General features: G+C 64.4%; 13 protein-coding genes and 1 pseudogene. 4 read left to right on the forward strand and 10 right to left on the reverse strand.

Annotated features, from left to right (window positions below):
* Positions 1 to 215: 215 nt before the first annotated feature.
* Positions 216 to 2,555, forward strand: coding sequence for a PAS domain-containing protein (locus ACI3KW_RS08255; RefSeq protein ID WP_404847670.1), 2,340 nt, complete (start codon positions 216 to 218; stop codon positions 2,553 to 2,555).
* Positions 2,556 to 2,726: 171 nt separating this feature from the next.
* Here the strand turns inward: ACI3KW_RS08255 and ACI3KW_RS08260 are convergent.
* Positions 2,727 to 3,191 (reverse strand): annotated as a pseudogene (locus tag ACI3KW_RS08260) (transglycosylase SLT domain-containing protein); the annotation flags it as partial.
* Positions 3,192 to 4,505: 1,314 nt separating this feature from the next.
* Between ACI3KW_RS08260 and ACI3KW_RS08265 the strand changes: the two are divergent.
* Both ACI3KW_RS08265 and ACI3KW_RS08270 read left to right on the forward strand, forming a co-directional pair.
* Positions 4,506 to 4,934: a MerR family transcriptional regulator gene (locus tag ACI3KW_RS08265; protein ID WP_404847778.1), complete on the forward strand. Its 429-nt coding sequence runs from the start codon at positions 4,506 to 4,508 to the stop codon at positions 4,932 to 4,934.
* On the forward strand, positions 4,870 to 5,277 hold the full coding sequence (locus ACI3KW_RS08270; protein WP_404847671.1) for a carboxymuconolactone decarboxylase family protein: 408 nt from the start codon (positions 4,870 to 4,872) through the stop codon (positions 5,275 to 5,277). Before ACI3KW_RS08265 ends, ACI3KW_RS08270 begins: the two co-directional genes overlap by 65 nt.
* A 77-nt stretch (positions 5,278 to 5,354) precedes the next feature.
* Here the strand turns inward: ACI3KW_RS08270 and ACI3KW_RS08275 are convergent, their stop codons facing one another.
* The 6 genes from ACI3KW_RS08275 to coxB all read right to left on the reverse strand — a co-directional run bounded on the left by ACI3KW_RS08275 (position 5,355) and on the right by coxB (position 11,787).
* Positions 5,355 to 6,296, reverse strand: a complete 942-nt coding sequence (locus ACI3KW_RS08275) for a sugar-binding protein (protein ID WP_113122179.1) — start codon at positions 6,294 to 6,296, stop codon at positions 5,355 to 5,357.
* A 104-nt stretch (positions 6,297 to 6,400) separates the two neighbouring features.
* Complete coding sequence (locus ACI3KW_RS08280) at positions 6,401 to 7,435, reverse strand: ABC transporter permease (RefSeq protein WP_113122178.1); 1,035 nt, start codon at positions 7,433 to 7,435, stop codon at positions 6,401 to 6,403.
* Positions 7,432 to 8,172 carry an ATP-binding cassette domain-containing protein gene (locus ACI3KW_RS08285; protein ID WP_404847672.1) on the reverse strand — a complete coding sequence of 247 codons (741 nt, stop codon included), beginning with the start codon at positions 8,170 to 8,172 and terminating at the stop codon, positions 7,432 to 7,434. The genes ACI3KW_RS08280 and ACI3KW_RS08285 overlap by 4 nt, the downstream gene beginning before the upstream one ends.
* Before the next feature lie 191 nt (positions 8,173 to 8,363).
* Positions 8,364 to 8,672 carry a hypothetical protein gene (locus ACI3KW_RS08290; protein ID WP_404847673.1) on the reverse strand — a complete coding sequence of 103 codons (309 nt, stop codon included), beginning with the start codon at positions 8,670 to 8,672 and terminating at the stop codon, positions 8,364 to 8,366.
* On the reverse strand, positions 8,669 to 11,161 hold the full coding sequence (gene ctaD / locus ACI3KW_RS08295) for a cytochrome c oxidase subunit I (RefSeq protein WP_404847674.1): 2,493 nt from the start codon (positions 11,159 to 11,161) through the stop codon (positions 8,669 to 8,671). Before ctaD ends, ACI3KW_RS08290 begins: the two co-directional genes overlap by 4 nt.
* Positions 11,158 to 11,787: a cytochrome c oxidase subunit II gene (gene coxB / locus ACI3KW_RS08300; RefSeq protein ID WP_404847675.1), complete on the reverse strand. Its 630-nt coding sequence runs from the start codon at positions 11,785 to 11,787 to the stop codon at positions 11,158 to 11,160. Before coxB ends, ctaD begins: the two co-directional genes overlap by 4 nt.
* Positions 11,788 to 11,832: 45 nt before the next feature.
* Here coxB and ACI3KW_RS08305 point away from each other — a divergent pair, with 45 nt between their 5' ends.
* Positions 11,833 to 12,387, forward strand: coding sequence for a DUF2231 domain-containing protein (locus tag ACI3KW_RS08305; protein ID WP_404847676.1), 555 nt, complete (start codon positions 11,833 to 11,835; stop codon positions 12,385 to 12,387).
* Here the strand turns inward: ACI3KW_RS08305 and ACI3KW_RS08310 are convergent.
* From ACI3KW_RS08310 to ACI3KW_RS08320, 3 genes are all read right to left on the reverse strand, one after another.
* On the reverse strand, positions 12,368 to 12,880 hold the full coding sequence (locus ACI3KW_RS08310) for a CopD family protein (protein WP_404847677.1): 513 nt from the start codon (positions 12,878 to 12,880) through the stop codon (positions 12,368 to 12,370). The genes ACI3KW_RS08305 and ACI3KW_RS08310 overlap by 20 nt on opposite strands.
* Positions 12,870 to 13,625: a cytochrome c oxidase assembly protein gene (locus ACI3KW_RS08315; protein ID WP_404847678.1), complete on the reverse strand. Its 756-nt coding sequence runs from the start codon at positions 13,623 to 13,625 to the stop codon at positions 12,870 to 12,872. Before ACI3KW_RS08315 ends, ACI3KW_RS08310 begins: the two co-directional genes overlap by 11 nt.
* A 69-nt stretch (positions 13,626 to 13,694) precedes the next feature.
* On the reverse strand, positions 13,695 to 16,166 hold the full coding sequence (locus ACI3KW_RS08320; RefSeq protein WP_404847679.1) for a membrane-bound PQQ-dependent dehydrogenase, glucose/quinate/shikimate family: 2,472 nt from the start codon (positions 16,164 to 16,166) through the stop codon (positions 13,695 to 13,697).
* Between the last annotated feature and the right edge of the window lie 33 nt (positions 16,167 to 16,199).

Raw genomic sequence — 16,199 nt, forward strand, 5'->3', positions numbered from 1 at the left:
CCGGTCATTTAACCCTGCAACCAAAACCGGCTTGTGGCGTTGGCTGGCTTTACGCCATCATCGCTGTGGTGGTCCGCTGTTTTGGTATGGGCAAGCCTTTTGGGCGACATGGTTCGACGCATTCCGCGCCATCTGCAGAACCCGACGGGGCTTTGCCGCTCCGCCCGAGGCGGCTGCGCCACGGCTATGCTCCGCGCCGCGGAGGGCCTGTCGGCGTGATCAGTTCGGAACGGGCATTGATCCTGGCGGATGGTGACGGCGCCCAGACCAGCCAATTGCTGGAAAATGCCGGCTGGACGGCGGAAACCTTCACCCATGTCGACCCGCTGGTGGAGCAATTGCACAAGGGCGCCGGGGTGGCCCTGCTGGCCGATGAAACCCTGCATGGCGACAATCTGCGGCCGCTGTTCGAATGGGTCGCCAACCAACCTTCCTGGTCCGATTTTCCCTTTATCGTGCTGACCCGCCGCGACGAGGGCATTCCCGCCGGCCTCGATAACGGGCTCGAGACGCGGCTGGGCAATGTGATTTTTCTCGAACGGCCCTTCCACCCCCAGGCGCTGAGCAATGTGGTGGGCAATGCGCTGCGCGGCCGCCGCCGGCAATATGAAGCGCGCCGTTATCTGGATGACCTGCGCGAGGGCGAACAGAGCCTGCAGACGGCGCTGCTGGCCGGCCGCATGGGCTCGTGGGAGCTCGACATTACCGAGCAGGTGCTGCACGGCTCCGAACAGTTCAAGGCCTGCTATGGCAGGGCCGCCGATGAGAGGCTGCTCTATGCCGACCTGATTGCCGCCATTGCCCCGCCCGATGCCCAGCGGGTGCAGCGGGCGCTGCACGATTCGATCAGCACGGGGGCCGATCTGGTCATCGAATATCGGGTGATCTGGCCCAATGGCCAAGAGCATTGGCTGGATTCCCGCGCCCGCGTGCTGCCCGACCGCTATGGGCGGCCCGAGACCCTGGTGGGCGTCGTCTCCGACATTACCGCCCGCCGCAATGCCGAGGCTGAGCGCGAAAAGCTGATGCTGGCTCTGGCCACCGAGCGCGAGCGCACGCAACAGGCCCTGCGCGGCGAGCGGGCGTTGTCGGGCCTGCTGCTCACCAGCGTGCCGGCCGGCATTGTCGCCTATGACAGCGATTTCCGCGTCACCATCTGGAACCCGGTGATGGAACGCATTTTCGGGCTCCCTTCGCCCGCCGTGCTGGGCCGGCCGCTGACCGATGTGTTCAGCCGCGAACAGGGCGACATTATCGAGCCGCGACTGCGCGACGCGCTTGCCGGCGTCTCCGGCCCGATCGAGGAGATCGAGTTGACCACCCTTGCCGCCGGCCAGGTGATGCTGGAAAGCCAGCATGCCCCGCTGCGCGGCGGCGATGGGCAGATCGTGGGCGGGGCAGCGTTTTTCCGCGACATTACCGACCGCCACCGCGCCGAAGAGCAATTGCGCCATGCCCAGAAGATGGAAACCATCGGCCAGCTGACCGGCGGGGTGGCGCATGATTTCAACAATCTGTTGGCCGCCGTGCAGGGCAATCTGGAGTTGCTGCGCAAGCGCCTGCCTGACGATCCGCAGATTCGCCGCTTCATCGACGGCGCTTTGCAGGGCGCCCAGCGCGGTGCCTCGCTGACGGCGCGGCTGTTGGCTTTCGCCCGTCGGCAGGAACTGACGCCCGAGCCGACCGACCTGGCCCAATTGCTCGAGGGCATGCGCGGCCTGATGGAGCGCTCGCTGGGCACCATCGTCACCATCCGCTATGACTTGGCGCCCGACCTGCCGCCGGCCCGGGTCGATCCCAATCAGCTCGAACTGGCGATCTTGAACCTGGCGGTCAATGCGCGCGACGCCATGCCCGACGGTGGCGAATTGACCATTTCGCTCAACCAGATGGATGGCAGCGATAGCCGGCTGGGCCTGAGCGGCCCCTTCCTGCGCCTGGGCGTGGCCGATACTGGTTCGGGCATGGATGCCGAAACGCTCAAAAGCGCCATCGAGCCGTTTTTTTCGACCAAGGAATTGGGTAAGGGGACTGGGCTGGGCCTCTCCATGGTGCATGGCCTGGCCGTGCAGCTGGATGGCGCCCTCAAATTGATCTCGGCACCCGGCGAAGGCACCACTGCCGAACTCTGGCTGCCGGTTTCCACCTCACCCGTCACGGAGGTCAGCGAAATGCCGCCCGAACGCACCGATGCCCCGGCCTCGACCATTCTGGTCGTCGACGACGATGCGCTGATCAACATGAACACCGTCGATATGGTGGAAGATCTCGGCCATACCGCGCTCGAAGCCTATTCGGGCAAGCAGGCGCTCGAAATCCTGGGCAGCGGCCAACAGGTGGATATGCTGATCACCGATTATGCCATGCCCGGCATGACCGGGGTGGAGCTGGCCGGCAAGGCGCGGGAATTGCGCCCCGACCTGCCGATCCTGCTCGCCACCGGTTATGCCGACCTGCCCAGCGGCACCAGCACCGATCTGCCCCGGCTTGCCAAGCCCTATCAGCAGACCGATCTGGCGACGCAGATCGCGCGGCTATTGGCGCAACGGGAATGACGGGAAAAACACGCTGGTTTCTGCGCCCGTAGGCCCCCACCGCCCCACAAGGGGGAGGGGACGATGGAACCGTGAGGACTGAGCCTGCGCCTCCCTCCCCTCGATGGGGAGGGATTGAGGGTGGGGTGAATGAGAGCCCCAAGGCTCAAGTGTAAGCGGCGAGCCTAAGTCTCAGCGCAGCCCGGATTGCGCCAACAGCCCCGCCCGCTTGGCATCGTAATAATAGCCACCGGCATAGAACCGCACGGCCTGGTCATGATTGCCGCGCGCCGTGACATAGGCGCCGGCCAGGTAACGCACCGCATAGCGCAGATTGGTCTCGGCATCGAGCAGCCCGCCAGGCGAGCCGCGATAGCCCATGCCGCTGGCGGTGGCGTGGGAAATCTGCATCAGCCCGTAATAGGGTCCATTGCGCGCCGCCGGATTGTAATTGCTTTCGCGCACGATCACGCGGCGCACCAAGGCTTCGGGCACGCTATATTGCTGGGAATAATGCGCGATCAGCCCATCGAGGCTTCCGCTGGCCGCATAGCCCAGCGCCTGCGGCGCCATTGGCACGGCATCGGCCTTGGGCACATGGCCCGCCTGCGTGGGCGCCAGCGCCGCAATGGCCGCCGTCGCCGGGCCGGGGGCAGGCTTGAGCGACCCCATCGAGCAGCCCGAAACCACAAGCGCCAGCATGGCCGCCGCGCCGATCGCCTTCATCCCAAACATCTGTGCATCTGCCATAAGGTCATCCTAGACCGTTTCCATAGGAGGCGCGATAGAGTGCCGGCCTGAAAAAATGGTTACGATTTTAACCATAAACCCGGCGCAACGGGCAAAACCGCCCGCGCAGCCATCCAGGCCCCCAGCGCGATAAGGACAAATCAGGGCGGCTTGATGGCAAAATCGGGGGAGGGCGCGGGCGGAGGTGCCTGTTCCGACAGGTCGCGGGAGCCCCGATCCAATTTCCTTCCCCTTGCGGGGAGGGTCAGGATGAGGGTGCTGCGCCTGCCACGAACGCCAGACTGGCGAAAAGCTCTGCCCCACCTCCATCCTTCCGCAATGGCAGGAAGGCAGAGAGATGGCGGGGCAAGTGGCGGCGACAACGCAGCGGACAGCGCCTGCCCGGCCCAAGCGCGCGTCCTCTCCGGATAGTGACAACCGGCTTACTGGGCCGCGTTGTCTTGCGCGCGGTTCAGTTCGAAGGGCGTCGCTGCTTACTCTGCTGCCTCCGTCATTACCCGCCTTGTCCGGGTGATCCTTCTTTCAACGGCTGCAACTGCAACCGATTTACCTGGACAATCCAGCCAAGGACCATGGGATCTTGGCTATGGAGACGTTCTCAAACTGAACACCGCCTCGAACGGGCAAGGTGAAGTGGCGCCAGGCGCCAATCCCGAGCGAGACGTCGATTGATGGGCGGCCACGTCCCACTAAAACCTGCTAGTGCCGCACGATACTGGATTTCTTGCTCCCCCCCGTTGCGCGGCTCCCACTCTTTAGCTAGTTTGCACCCCGTTCAGCCGGGGTCCGCCCCGCCGCACGGATGCACCCGTAGCTCAGCTGGATAGAGCGCTGCCCTCCAAAGGCAGAGGCCGAAGGTATGAAGTCTGCAGGGCCGTGTGATGGTGGCAGCGGAGGTTCGGGATTTGGGGCGTAGTAGGCAAAAGCTGACGGCGATTGCGCCCGCCGCTTTGATCTGCACCCCGGCTGATGCCACGTATCAGAACTAGCAAGGCTCAAATTGATCACGTCAACCTCGCCGGCAGGTGGGCGATAGCACGGGTCAGTGCTCGCTGCCGCCGTCCAGCGCCGCAAAAGAATCAGCGGCCCGCACGCCGGCGTTCTGCAAACAACCTCGCCATATGGCTCGTGGCGCGCTGCCCCCGTGACCCAAAATGCCCTTGATTTAGAGTGCGCTCTAACTCGTATCTGTCTTTGCGTCGTGACGAGAACGGGATGCTCATGAAGATCGGGGAACTGGCCAGGCGTTCGGGGTTGTCGGCCCATACCATCCGCTATTATGAGCGGATCGGGCTGCTGCCCTATGCCGACCGGGACCAATCGAGCCAACGGGACTACGACGCATCAATCCTGATCTGGATTGAATTTCTTGGCCGTCTGCGCACGACCGGGATGCCGATCCGGGAGATGTTGCGCTATGCAGCCTTGCGGGAACGCGGCGTCAGTACAGAGGCGGAGCGCCGCGAATTGCTGGAACAGCACCGTGAGCGTGTCCGCACCCATCTGGCCGAACTCCAGGCCTCGCTTCTCGCCCTCGACACCAAGATTGCCGGATATGCCGGCCTGGAACAGAGGATGAAGGACTATGACGCAACACCACCACAGCGTCGGCGAAAGCCGGCTGGAACGCGGACGGCGCGCGCTCGCTGAGATCGATGGCGAAGCCGGGGAGAAGGTCCTGGCGTCCCTGGCAGACATCGCGCCCGACTTTGCCAGCTATGTGCTCGAATTTCCCTTCGGCGATATCTATAGCCGTCCCGGGCTTGATCTGCGGGCGCGCGAAATCGCCACCATTGCCGCGCTGACGGCCATGGGCAATGCCGCCCCGCAATTGAAAGTGCATATCGAGGCGGGCCTCAATGTCGGCCTGACGCATGATGAAATCACCGAGATCATCATGCAGATGGCCGTGTATGCCGGCTTCCCGGCCGCGCTCAACGGGCTTTTCGCCGCCAAGGAGGTGTTTGCCCGCCGGCCCGCTCCGCGCCGCTGACGGCGTCGGGCGATAGTGCAAGCAGCATGCGGGCCGCCGAACTGGGTTCTGGCGGCCCGCATTTGAGCGTGACGCGCCTATTTCAGGAAGTCGGCCACGTTCTCGGCGGTGACGACATCAACGCCCGTATAGATGATGTCTTCCACCGTCTCGCCCTTGGTCAGCGCCAGCAGCGTGTCCATGGCGACCTGGCCCATTTCATAGGGGCGCTGGCCGACCAGGCCATGCGCATAGCCTTCGCTCAAGAGCTGGAGTTGCTGGGGCAGGGTGTCGGCGACGACCAGGGCCAGCGCCTTGCTGTCGACATCGGCCTTGAAGCCATCCACGAAGTTCTTCCAGCCGTCGGGGGCGAACATCGGCCAGCCGCCAACTGGCACGATGGCGTCGATATCGGGATTGGCGGTCTTGAGATCGCCCATCTGCTGCACCGCCAGGGCAATGTCGTCATTGGAGAAGGTGGGCGAACCCGGCACTTCGGTCCAGGCCGAACCGGCCAGGGCTTCACGCACGCCATCGACGCGCAGCGCCAGGTTGGGCGCCGCGGCACCCCCCGAAATCATGCCATAGGTGCCGCCATCCGGCTTGACCTGCAGCAGCAATTCGCCCAGCGCGGTGCCGAACTGCTTGTTGTCGGTGCCCACATAGGCCGAGCGCTGGCTATCGGGCGCATCGCTGTCAAAGGTGATGACCGGAATGCCCGCTTCCACGGCGCGGTTGATGACGGTGGTGGCCGCCGCAATGTCCGACACCGAGATGGCCAGGCCATCGACGCCCTGGGTGATCAGGTCTTCGATGATCTGCGCCTGGGTGGCGGCTTCGTGTTCCACCGGCCCGATATAGGTGCAGGTCACATTGCCCAATTCCTTGGCGCGGGCTTCGCAACCATCGCGGGCCAGATCGAAGAACGGGTTGTTCATCGCCTTGGGAACCACCGCGAAAACCAGGCTGTCCTGGGCAAAGGCGGTGCCGCCCAGCAGCAGCGACGCGATCGTGCCGAGCACGAGAATAGACTTGTTCATTTTTGTCCTCCCAAAAACCGGATATCCGGTCACTTTTCGCCAGCAGAGAATTCTGCCGGCCTCCCTACACCGCCGCGCGACCTCCTCGCCACGCGACGGCGATTTCAGCCGTTCCGCATGGAACGGAGGCGATCCACCAGCACGGCCGCCACGATGATGCAGCCCACCAATGTCTGCTGCCAATATGGATCGACGCGCGCCAGCACCAGGCCGTTGCGGATCACCTCGATCAGCACGCAGCCGATAATGGCCCCGGCCGCGCCCCCGACGCCGCCAGCCAAATTGGCGCCCCCGATCACGGCGGCGGCGATGATGGTCAGCTCATACGCGGTGGCCAGGTTTGCCGGCGCCGAGCCGAGCCAGCCCGAAATGATGATGCCGTTAAAGCCCGCCGCCAGCCCGCACAGCATATAGACCTGGATCTTGACGCGATCGACATTGACGCCGGTCAGCCGGCCGGCGCTTTCATTGCTGCCGATGGCAAAGACATGCCGTCCCCAGGCGGTATGGGTGAGCGCCAGCCACATGGCGATGGCGCAGATGATGAGATAGACGAAGGCGATCGGCACCACGTTGAACAGCTTGCCGGCCGTGACCAGCAGGAACAGGTCCTTGTCCGGCCCCGCTGGAAACGTGCCGCGGCCATAGGTGGCCACATAGGTCAGCCCCCGCACGATCGAGAGCGTGCCCAGCGTCGTCACGAAGGCGCTCAGCTTCAGCTTGGCGATGGCAAAGCCGTTCAATAGCCCGATCAGCGCGGCAACGCCCAGCCCGCCCAACAGCGCCAGGATCAGCGCGCCACCGGGAAAGAGGGCAAAGGACGCCCCCGCCAGCGCCCCCATGATGAGTGAGGTGACCGTGGCCGACAGCGCCATGGTGGAGCCGACCGAAAGATCGATCCCCCCGGTGATGATGACCAGCGTGATGCCCAAAGTGGCGATGGCGATGAAGGAGAAATTGCGCGTGATATTGGAAATATTGCCGGCCGTCAGGAAATTGGGCGAGAGCAGGCTCATCACCACGATGATGACGACCAGCGCGCCCAGCACATAGGCCGATTGGCTGGCCAGAAACCCCTTCTGCCAGAAACGCGTGCGGCGAACATTGGAAAAGCCCTGCGTATCGATATTGGCCATCATGCAGCTTCCTTGGCGCCGGTAATCAGCGCGGTCACTTCTTCGGGCGATGTCTGACCGATCGGCTTGTCGGCCACCTTGGTGCCGCGCCGCATGACGATCACCCGCTCGCAGACGGCGAACACGTCGGGCATGCGGTGGGAAATCAGAATCACTGCAATGCCGGCATCCTTGAGCCGGTGGATCAGGTTGAGTACTTCGGCCACCTGGCGCACCGAGATGGCCGCCGTGGGCTCGTCCATCAGGATGACCTTGGCGTCGGCCAGTCTGGTGCGGGCAATGGCCACCGCCTGCCGCTGGCCGCCCGACATCTGGCGCACATAATCGTCGGCGCGGGTTTCCGATTTGAGTTCGGCAAACAATTCTGCCGCCCGCTGGTTCATCGCATTGTGGCGCAGGAAGCGGAACGGGCCGACATGGTATTTGAGCTCGCGGCCAAGGAAGATATTCTGTGCCGCTGTCAGATTGTCGGCCAGCGCCAGGTCTTGGTAGACCGTTTCGATCCCCAGCTTGCGGGCCTCCCCGGGGCTGCCGATATGGGCGCTCGTGCCTTCAAAGGCCAGCGAGCCCGAGGTGGGCTGGTAGATGCCGGAGATGATCTTGACCAGGGTCGATTTGCCGGCGCCATTATCCCCCATCAGCCCGACCACCTCGCCCGGCTCAATCGAGAAACTGACATTGGACAGGGCCCGGATCGCCCCGAACTCCTTGGTCACCTTGTTGATTTCCAGTAACGCCACAACACTCCCCCTATTGGCACGTAATGTAGCTATGCATCTGCGGCAGCGAGCGGCACGCGGCCGTCACTTCGCACAGTATTCCGATGCATGGAGGCTCCTCCCAGACCCTCCCCACCAGAATAACCACATTTCCCAATAGTACTACAATATGAATTTGTGACTGACCGACACGGGGGCCATATCAGGCCGCTTCAAATGCAGGCGGAAGCGAAGCTAACCGGCAGCAAAATCAGTATTGTTGCGGCCAGCGCTGCCCGGTTGGCCCATTTTGCGGCAATCGGCAAAACGCCCTTGTCGCCTGCCCAATGCGGCGTGGCCCAGGCCAACCAGGCCATGGCCAATATTGCCAGCAGATAAGCTGAGATCATGATCAGGCGATGCTGCGGCCAACTATAGGCGCAGCCCAGCGCCTGCAGCGCGTAGAGCACGACAAAGGCCAGTGCCCACAGCGAAAAGCCGGCAACCAGCAGCAACAGCGCGCGGCGGCTTTGCCCGCTCATTGCATCGCCCCCAGCACCAAGGTCAGCAACAGGCCCGGCACGATGGCCGCCGCTGCATAGAGGTTCCACAGCATGGCGAGTTCCGGGTCGGTGGCCCGGCGGGCCGAGACATAGCCCTGGCGCCAGCGCCAGATGGCCTGCCCCGCCATCAGCGCGCCGATGGCGCAATGCAGCGCACAATATCCCATGGTGACGAAGATCACCGCCAGCCGCGCATGCTGGCGCGGATCGCCCATGCCGCCCATCATCGTTGCCAGCACCACTGCCGCGAAAAGCTGGGTGACAATAGCGGCGGCCAGCCAGGCGACCGGCGAACGGCCCGCGCGATTGGCCCGCCGCGCCAGATAGCCGGCAGTCCCGCCGGCAACCGTCCCGGCACCGGCCAGCACAGCGCTGGTGACCGATAAGCCTGCGCCGGGCATGGCGCTCCAATTGGGCGCCACCACCGCCAGGAACAGGCCGCCGAACAGCAGCGACGCAAACAGCGTTGCATTGGTGACCAGCGCCGTCCGGTTGGCGAGTACGCAGATATTGCCGCTGGCCTCGCCATCATAGGGCACGGTTTCCCCCCGTCCGATATCGACCCACCCCAGGTCTTGCCTGCGGCCCAGCCGGCTTGGCCAGCACAGGAACAATGCCACCACGACCACGGCAGCCAGCGGCGCCAGCCAATATTGCCCGAACAGCAGGGCCAGGAAAAACGCTGCCGTCGCCAGAGCCGTCCACAGCGGCAGAAAGGTCGGGTGCGGCAGCACGATGACATGCTCGACCTCACCGCTGACCATGTCCACGCCCAGTGTTTCCATCTGCCCGTCACGCGCAAAGCCCAGATAGCCATTGCCGCCCGCCAGCACCGGCCCGATCTCGGCGGGAAGCAACTGGTCGGCCCGGCGTTCGATCCGCGGCAGCGCGGCAAAGGCGTAATGCGGCGGCGGGGTGGGCATGGCCCATTCGAGCGTTGCTGCCTGCCATGGATCGCGCCGGAACGGCTTGCCGAACCGCAGCTGCAGCACGAGGTCCGCCAAGACCAGGGCAAATCCCATGGCCAGGATAAAGCTTCCGACCGAGGACAGCAGATTGAGCCAGTCCCAGCCCCAATTGGACGGATAGGTCGAGATGCGTCGCGGCATGCCCATCAGCCCCGTCACATGCATGAAAAAGAATGTGGCATTGAACCCGATCAGGATCAGCCAGAAGGCCGGCACCGAGAGCCGATAAAGGCTCTGCCTTCCGGTAATATGGGGCAGCCAGTAATAAAGCGCCGCCAGCATGGGAAACACAAAGCCCCCCACCAGCACATAATGTAGATGGGCCACGACGAAATAGCTGTCATGGGCCTGGGTGTTGAAGGGCACCATGGCCAGCATCACCCCGGTCAACCCGCCCATGACGAAAACCGCGAAAAACCCCGCGACATAGAGCATGGGCACGTCCCAGCGCGGCCGTCCGCTGGCCAGGGTGCCGATCCAGGCAAAGATCTGGATGGCGGTGGGCACGGCCACCAGGGCACTCGCCGCCGAGAAAAACGCCAGCGCCAGATGCGGAATGCCCACGGTGAACATGTGGTGCACCCACAGCCCGAAGGACAGGAAGGCCATGGCGACAATGGCCGCGATCAGCGCCCGATAGCCCAATATGGCCCGCTGCGCGAACACCGGAATGATGGTGGACAGCACCCCAGCCGCCGGCAGGAAGATGATGTAGACTTCCGGGTGCCCGAACAGCCAGAACAGGTGCTGCCACAGCAGCGGATCCCCGCCCCGCTCCGGATCGAAAAACGGCAGCCCGAACGCCCGTTCCAGCTCGAGCAGGATCGAGCCCAGGATCAGCGGCGGAAACCCCACCACCATCATGCCCGCCGTGATCAGCATGTACCAGCCGAACAGCGGCATGCGCGCCAGCGCCATGCCCGGCGCCCGCATCTTGAGAATGGACACCACGATCTCGATGGCGGCAGTCACGGCCGAGATTTCAACGAACGTAATGCCCAGGAGCCACACATCGGCATTGATGCCCGGCGTAAAGGGCCGCGAGGACAGCGGGGTATACATGAACCAGCCGCCATTGGGCGCCACCCCCGCCAGCATGGCGACAATCAGAATGCTGCCCCCCATGACGTAGCACCAGAAGCCATAGGCAGTGAGGCGCGGAAACGCCATGTCGCGGGCGCCCAATATCTTGGGCAACAGATAAATGGCCAGCCCCTCGAACATGGGAATGGCAAACAGGAACATCATCACCGTGCCATGCATGGTGAACAGCTGGTTGTAGATGTCAGGCCCGATAAAGGCGCTATGCGGCGTCGCCAGCTGCGCCCGGATCAGCATGGCCAATAGCCCGCCAACGGCGAAGAACAACAGCGCCACCAGCATGAAGCGCTTGCCCAGAATGGTGTGGTTGACGCTCGACAGCCGCCCCCAGCCCGGTGGCGTTCCCCAGATCCGCGACAACTGCTTGTGGAGGGCAATGGGCGATAGCGGCGCGCTCATGAGGTCCCCCCGCGCAGCCGCAGATACTCCGCCATCGGATGCGCCTCCACCCGGAACATCATGGTGTCGTGGCCCGGCCCGCAATATTCCGCGCAAATGCCCCAATAGATGCCGGGCGCGTCCGCTTCCAGCCGGATGACATTGCGCCGCCCGGGGATCGCATCGATCTTGCCGCCCAGCCGCGGCACCCAGAAGGAGTGGATGACGTCGGCCGCGGTCACCATGACATCGACGGGCTCCCCCGCCGGAATATGCAGCGTGCCGTCATCCGCCAAATCACTGCCGGGATAGCCAAACCGCCAGGCCCAGCGTTCGGCATGCGCTTCCACCGAGATTGGCGCCGCGCCCCTGGGCAGCAATTGCTCCCCCAGCACCAGGGCCGTGCCGGTCAGCAGGATCAGAATGGGCAGCGGCAGGACGAGGCCCCCGCCGACAATCCACTGCGCAGCACTCAGCCGGGAGAGCCATTGCGGCCTGACGTAGGAGAGGGCCAACAGGCCCATCACCAGCACGAACAGTGCGGCCGAACCCGCCAGCATGATCCACCATAGCGTCGCCAGATTCTGCGCCCGCGGCCCGGCCGGATCGAGCGCCGACAAGGCGCCGCTGCAACCGGACAGGGTCACACACGTTGGCCCAAGCAGGACCAGTTTCGGCCCGGAGGCTTTTAGATGGCGCAGGAAACCGACGAGGAGATCAGCGAAACGGCGGCCGGGGAGAACCCGCCCGAAGCGCGCGCCGACCATCCCAATCCCGCCATTCGCGCCGTGGCCGAAAAGGATATCGGCTCGGCCATCGCTGTTGCCGGCCATCCCATTCACGCCATGCTGGTGCATTTCCCCATTGCCCTGGTCATCTGCACCCTGGGGATCGACCTGATCTATTGGTGGACCGGCGATCCGTTCTGGGTCGATGTCGGCCTCTGGTCGGCCAGCGCCGCCTTCATTTTCGGCGTGCTGGCCGCCATTGTAGGCACGCTGGAATTGCTGGCCGTGCCGGGCATCAGGGTGCGCGTCGCCAGCTGGAACCATGCCGTGGCCGCCATGGTGCTGCTGGCCGTGGCCGGTGCCAATGCCGGGCTGCGCCTCTATTGGCCCGAGCAGATCCTGCCCAATGGCCTGGTGCTGTCCGCATTGGCCAGCGTGGCCACCGGATTTGCCGGCTGGCATGGCGGCAAGCTGGTGTTCGATCATGGCGTGGGCCTGCTCATATCCACCCGCCAATAAGCCCGCCGGCCATTTTCGATAGCGCGCCGGGCGCAAAGAACGCCGCCATCTCGCTCGGCATGGTCAGCACCGGCTTGCCGAGCACCAGCACCAGGATCGAGCTGATCACCAGCAGCGTCCCCGGCACCACCATGGCAAAGCGCCATGCCGGATAGCGCCCATCCGGCTCGAACAGCTTGAGCACCATCAGCCCCGAAAAAATGTGGATGCCCGCCAGCACCGCCACCAGCGCCAGCTTGGCCGAAAACCAGGCCTCGTAGGTGCCCTGCAGGAATATCAGCACCGTGCCCGAGCCGATGGCGAGGAAGGCGGCAGGCGACACCACGCCCACATAGAGTCGGCGCGTAAAGGCATGCAGCCGGTACAGTGCGCGGTCCTCGAGCCCGGCGCGTTGCCGGTACATGAAGGGCAGGGCGATCAGTCCCGCCGACCAGAAGGCGATGGCCCCGATATGAATGGCTTTGACCACGACGCTCAGCCAGTCATCGAGCATGAGTGACGCCCGCCCTGCCGCCCAGGCTTTCCAGTAATCGCCACAAAGCCAGCATCAGCAGCGGCACATTGGCCGGCACCCACAGGATCAGCCCGGCCAATTGCTGGTCCTCCAGCGGCGTCAACCCGAAGGTGGAAGTGGTCGCCAGGTGCGGCAGATAAAGCGGCTGCGACGCGAACACCAGCAGCGCCCCGAGGAGGCCCATCTGGATCGAGGACACCAGCGCCGCCCCGCCTGACAGCAGCGCCGGCCCCCGCAACAGAGCCAGCCACAACCAGCAGGCCGAGCCGAGCAGGCTCACCTGCATTGCCCAATAGATCGCTGGATGCTGGAACGTGGCCGCGTAAAAATCCGGCACATGCCAGAGCCACAGCATGATGCTGGACGGCACCAGCGCCGGCAACAGACCCAGCGGCGCTCTCCACCCCCGCGGCATGGCCAGCACCAGCAGTGGCGCCACCACCATCATCAGCAAGCCATGATGGGCAATCCTGGCGGAAAACAGCGCCACCGTCAGGGCGCAGAGCGGGGAGACGAACAGCACGACGGCTACCAACCACGCCAGCGCAAACGCAATTTGTCGCTTGTCGTCCGCCCCCCGCAACAGCGCCATGCCGAGCAAAGCGCAGCCCACCAGCATAGCGATGAGAACCGGGTCCAAATTCCAGCGCGCCCACAGCGTGTCGAGCACGGGCGGGCTGCCGCAATAGCTCATCGAATAGGAAAACGCCGCGCCGGCAACCATCAAGCATCCTCTCGGTCGTGAAATCCGGATCGGCATTCCCCGGCCTGGTGCCGGGGAATGCTCATGGCTTTATTCAACCTGCTGGGGCAGCGCATAGGCGATGAAATAGTCCCCGATCGGGGTTTCCATGAAGTCGTGCCCGCCCGCATTGATCGCCACGATCTGGCGGCCGCCGGCCTCATAGGTCATCGGCGTCGCCTGCCCGCCCGCCGGCAGCACCACCTGCCACACCTCTTCGCCGGTCTCGATATCGATGGCGCGCAGGATATCGTCGGTTGCCGCCGCGATGAAGAACAGCCCCGAGGCCGTGATCACCCCACCGCCATTATTGGGCGTGCCGATATCGACCGGCAGCATGGAGGGAATTCCAAAGGGACCATTCTTGCGGGCCGAGCCGAATGGACGGTCCCACAGCACTTGCCGCGTATTGAGATCGATCGCCGCAATCCCGCCATAGGGCGGTTCCTTGCAGAGAAGGCCCGTGAACGGCACCCGCCAGCCGGCATTGACCCTGATGCCATAGGGCGTCAGCGCCTGCGGGCTGAGGCTGCCATGCGAGCCGGATCCGGTATCCGGATCATAGTTCGGATCGGTGATCGGCAGCACGCCCAAGGCGTCCACCTCTTCGCGCGGCACCAGCTGGTTGTAATTGGGCATGTTGTTGTAATTGGCGATCATGATACCCTTGGTCGGATCGACCGCCACCCCGCCCCAGTCCGAGCCGCCATTATAGCCGGGGAACTGGATCCAGGGCTGGTCGACCGTGGGCGGCGTATAGACCCCCGCATAGCTCGCTTGGTGGAACTGGATGCGGCACCACAATTGGTCGAGCGGCGTCGCGCCCCACATATCCGCCTCGGTCAGTTCGGGTTTGAGCAGATTGGGGAAGTCCGTCACATAGGGCTGGGTCGGCGATAGCCGCTCCGGCTCGACACCGCCCTGTGGCGCGGGACGCTCCTCGATGGTGACCAGCGGCTCGCCGGTTTCCCGGTTGAGGATATAGAATTGCGCCTGCTTGGAGGGCATGATGATGGCCGGAACCGGCCCGTCAGGGGTGGGGAAATCCACCAGCGTGCCTTGCCCGCCCAGATCATAGTCCCACACATCGTAGTGCACGGTCTGGTAATGCCAGCGCACCTCGCCGGTTTCGACATCCAGCGCCACGATGGCGGTCGAATAGGTGTTTTCCGCCTCCGAGCGGTCGCCACCCCAATAGTCGACGGCCGAATTGCCCATCGGCAGATAGACCAGGCCCAATTCGTCATCGCCCGAGGCAATGGTCCACACATTGGGCGTGCCCGGCGTATAGACCTCGCCCTCGGGCGGCGCCCCGGTTTCGCCCGGCCGGCCCATATCCCAGGCCCATTCCAGCTCGCCCGTCACCGCGCTATAGCCGCGGATCACCCCCGACGGGGCCTCGCGCGTCTGCCCGTCACTGACCTGGCTGCCCACGACCAGCACATCGCGCACCAGTGTCGGCGGCGAAGTCGGTGCGTAAAAGCCGGGCGCCGTATCGCCAATGCCTTCGAGCAGGTTGACGATGCCGCCATTGCCGAAATCAGGGCAGGGCTGGCCCGTCTCGGTATCGAGGGCGATCATGCGCGCGTCATGGGTGAGGTTCACCACGCGCGTCGCGCACAACTGGTCCGCCGGTGCGGTCGGGTCCTCGAAATAGACCAGCCCCCGGCACGACGCATTGTAGCCAATAGCATCGGTCGAGACGACCGGATCATAGGTCCAGAACTGCGTGCCCGTCGCCGCGTCGAGCGCCGTGATCTTGTTCAGTGCCGAGCACAGATAAAGCCGGTCGCCGACTTTGACGGGCGTATTCTGGTTGCCAAAGGCCTCGTCATCGGTCGGCAGGTCCCCGGTGCGGAATTCCCAGATCTGTTCGAGCTGGTCTACATTCTCGCGGGTGATCTGCTCGAGCGGGGAATAGCGCGTCGCCTTATGCGTGCCGCCATAGGCGGGCCAATCCACCCCGGTCTCGAGCGTAACATAAGTTGGTGTCGCTGCCGCCGGCGGGGCAATATCGGGCAGCGCCGGTGCAGGCTCAGCCGGCGGCGTTTCGATCACCGGCGCATTCTCCTGCGCCATCAGCCGCCCGACGCCACTTTGGCTGATACCAACCACGCCCAGGCCCGCAACGATCGTCACCGCCGCCGCGGCCATGCTACGGCGTAAAGGCCAATCGCCCTTGCGCAAAGCGGGCAGAGTGGTCAGCACCAGAATGAGCACCACACTCGGCGCCACCAGCCGGGGCACCTGCGCCCAGCCATTGAACCCGGCTTCCCACAGCGCCCAGATCAGCGTGCCGATAAAGGTCGCCAGATACACCCAGATCGCCGCGCTGCTCCGCCGATAGAGCAAGATGGCTGTCGCGAGCAGGCCAATCCCGGCGGGCAGATAATACCAGGACCCGCCCAAGGCGATCAGCCAGACCCCGCCGGCCGCGATCGGCAAGCCAAAGACCAGGATGATGGTGGCGACCAGCATCGCCCACCAAAATGCAGCACCCCTAGCGTTTTCACCTCGCGCCATCCGCCGTCTCCTCGCATTGCTGACAAGGACGCA

It is taken from the genome of Devosia sp. ZW T5_3 (genome assembly GCF_044987315.1).
Lineage (GTDB): Bacteria > Pseudomonadota > Alphaproteobacteria > Rhizobiales > Devosiaceae > Devosia.

Excerpts from the sequence above, each read along its gene's own strand:
- ACI3KW_RS08265 (WP_404847778.1), top strand. The coding sequence starts at position 4,506 with ATGAAGATCGGGGAACTGGCCAGGCGTTCGGGGTTGTCGGCCCATACC.
- ACI3KW_RS08270 (WP_404847671.1), top strand. The coding sequence starts at position 4,870 with ATGACGCAACACCACCACAGCGTCGGCGAAAGCCGGCTGGAACGCGGA.
- ACI3KW_RS08275 (WP_113122179.1), bottom strand. The coding sequence starts at position 6,296 with ATGAACAAGTCTATTCTCGTGCTCGGCACGATCGCGTCGCTGCTGCTG.
- ACI3KW_RS08280 (WP_113122178.1), bottom strand. The coding sequence starts at position 7,435 with ATGATGGCCAATATCGATACGCAGGGCTTTTCCAATGTTCGCCGCACG.
- ACI3KW_RS08290 (WP_404847673.1), bottom strand. The coding sequence starts at position 8,672 with ATGAGCGGGCAAAGCCGCCGCGCGCTGTTGCTGCTGGTTGCCGGCTTT.
- ctaD (WP_404847674.1), bottom strand. The coding sequence starts at position 11,161 with ATGAGCGCGCCGCTATCGCCCATTGCCCTCCACAAGCAGTTGTCGCGG.
- ACI3KW_RS08305 (WP_404847676.1), top strand. The coding sequence starts at position 11,833 with ATGGCGCAGGAAACCGACGAGGAGATCAGCGAAACGGCGGCCGGGGAG.
- ACI3KW_RS08310 (WP_404847677.1), bottom strand. The coding sequence starts at position 12,880 with ATGCTCGATGACTGGCTGAGCGTCGTGGTCAAAGCCATTCATATCGGG.
- ACI3KW_RS08315 (WP_404847678.1), bottom strand. The coding sequence starts at position 13,625 with ATGGTTGCCGGCGCGGCGTTTTCCTATTCGATGAGCTATTGCGGCAGC.
- ACI3KW_RS08320 (WP_404847679.1), bottom strand. The coding sequence starts at position 16,166 with ATGGCGCGAGGTGAAAACGCTAGGGGTGCTGCATTTTGGTGGGCGATG.